This is a genomic window from Okeania hirsuta (assembly GCF_003838195.1).
Taxonomy (GTDB): domain Bacteria; phylum Cyanobacteriota; class Cyanobacteriia; order Cyanobacteriales; family Microcoleaceae; genus Okeania; species Okeania hirsuta.
Map to the genome: position 1 here is coordinate 1 of NZ_RCBY01000534.1, position 1,859 is coordinate 1,859.

At 35.4% G+C, this 1,859-nt stretch carries 2 protein-coding genes; both read left to right on the top strand.

All coding sequences use genetic code 11. The features are described from left to right. Positions 1-228: 228 nt before the first annotated feature. Positions 229-819: a chromophore lyase CpcT/CpeT gene (locus tag D5R40_RS32570; protein WP_124147038.1), complete on the top strand. Its 591-nt coding sequence runs from the start codon at positions 229-231 to the stop codon at positions 817-819. A 335-nt stretch (positions 820-1,154) separates the two neighbouring features. Next, positions 1,155-1,859: RNA-guided endonuclease InsQ/TnpB family protein (locus tag D5R40_RS32575; protein WP_282433705.1), on the top strand; the 705-nt coding region annotated here is incomplete at its 3' end.

Genomic DNA, 1,859 nt, shown 5'->3' on the forward strand with positions numbered 1-1,859 from the left:
TTAGATATTGAAATGTTTCTTGAATCGTTTCTTTTACATAATATTAAAGTGCACAGTATCTCATGGAATTAATATAGGCATTCAGTAAATTATTGAGACTAAAAAAATAAATAAATTTAAGGACGTTGATTTTTTTCTAAAGTTCCCTAATGACAAAATACATAACACAATACTTAAACTATTAAGATTTTCTTTTGAACTCTAATTCTGAATTTACACTCAATCAAAATGACTAACTCAACAGACATTCTTACCTTGGCACGTTGGTTAGCAGCCGACTTTAGTAACCAACAACAAGCCTTTGAAAACCCTCCCCTCTTTGCCCACATTCGCGTTTGTATGCGTCCACTGCCCTATGAACTCTTAAATGGACTCAGCCTCTATCTAGAGCAAGCTTACGACATTACCCTTAATCAACCCTACCGAGTCCGAATACTAAAATTAGTCCCTGCAGCAGACCATATCGATATTGAAAACTACGCCATAGATCAAGAAGAAGCATTTTACGGAGCTTCTCGCGATCCTCAACGCTTACAAGCATTCAAAACTGAACAAATACAGAAACTACCTGGTTGTAACTTTATTACAAAATGGACTGGTAATAGCTTTAAAGGTGAAGTAGAACCAGGAAAAGCTTGTACTGTAGTCCGCAAAGGCCAAACTACCTACTTAGATAGCCATTTTGAGATAGATGAACATAAATTTATTAGCCATGACCGAGGTCGCAACCCTGAAACTGATGAGCATATCTGGGGAGCAATTGCTGGGCCTTTTGAATTTATTCGTTGGACTAGCTTTGCCAACGAAGTTACTTTATAAATCTTCTTAAATATCAGAAAATTTGCTACTTCAACTTTTCTAAATAATTAGCAGTATTAACACAGATACTGGGAATCAAAGTTCATTAGGGTAATAAGACTTATTCATTAGAATTTTTAGCTATTCCGCCGAGAAGCCCCCCCGCTCTACCGATAGATGAGCGTCGTATGGGATAGGCGGGTCAATTCAGGGGTTCAATGCCCCGAAAATTGACAAATGGATTTGTAACTCAAATCTATAATCTTGCGCGACTATAGTTTATAGGAAATTCAATTCACTCTAATATGTTGCGAGTTGTCAAAGTCAGATTATATCCAAATACACAATAAAAGCAGTTGCTAGAGCAAAGCTTTGGTAATTGTCGTTGGCTGTGGAATTACTCTCTGAACTTGATGAACGAAACATATAAAAACACTGGTAAAGGATTATCAGGTTATGAGGTGAAAAAACTTATACCTTCTCTTAAGAAAGAACATGAATGGTTAAAGCTAACCTATTCTCAGTGCTTACAACAAGTCTGTTTAAATCTGGGTGTTGCTTTTAACAACTTCTTTGAGAAACGAACTAAATACCCTAGGTTTAAATCAAAACATGGCAAGCAGTCTATTCAATATCCTCAGAATGTTACAATTCTTAAACAGGGCTTAAAACTTCCAAAAATAGGAGAAGTTAAAGCTATTGTCCATAGACTTGTTGAGGGTAAAATCAAAACCGTTACTGTATCTAAAAATCAATGCCATCAATATTTTGCTTCTATATTGTTTGAGGATTCTCAAGAAAAACCAGCAGAACGCACTGATGGTAAAGCAATAGGAATTGACGTTGGTTTAACCCATTTCTGTATTACCAGTGATGGTTCTAAGTTTGACAATCCTAAGTTTTTAACTAAATATGAAAACAATTTAAAATGGAAGCAACAGCAATTATGTAGAAAGAAAAAAGGTTCTAATAACTGCAACAAAGCCAAAAAGAAAGTTGCTATAGTTTATCATTTTCTTTGTGGGTTTAATACCCCACCGTCTACACGGTGTTCAAAATTA

Bases quoted from the DNA above. Each gene is read 5' to 3' on its own strand.
- D5R40_RS32570 (WP_124147038.1), top strand. From the start codon at position 229: ATGACTAACTCAACAGACATTCTTACCTTGGCACGTTGGTTAGCAGCC.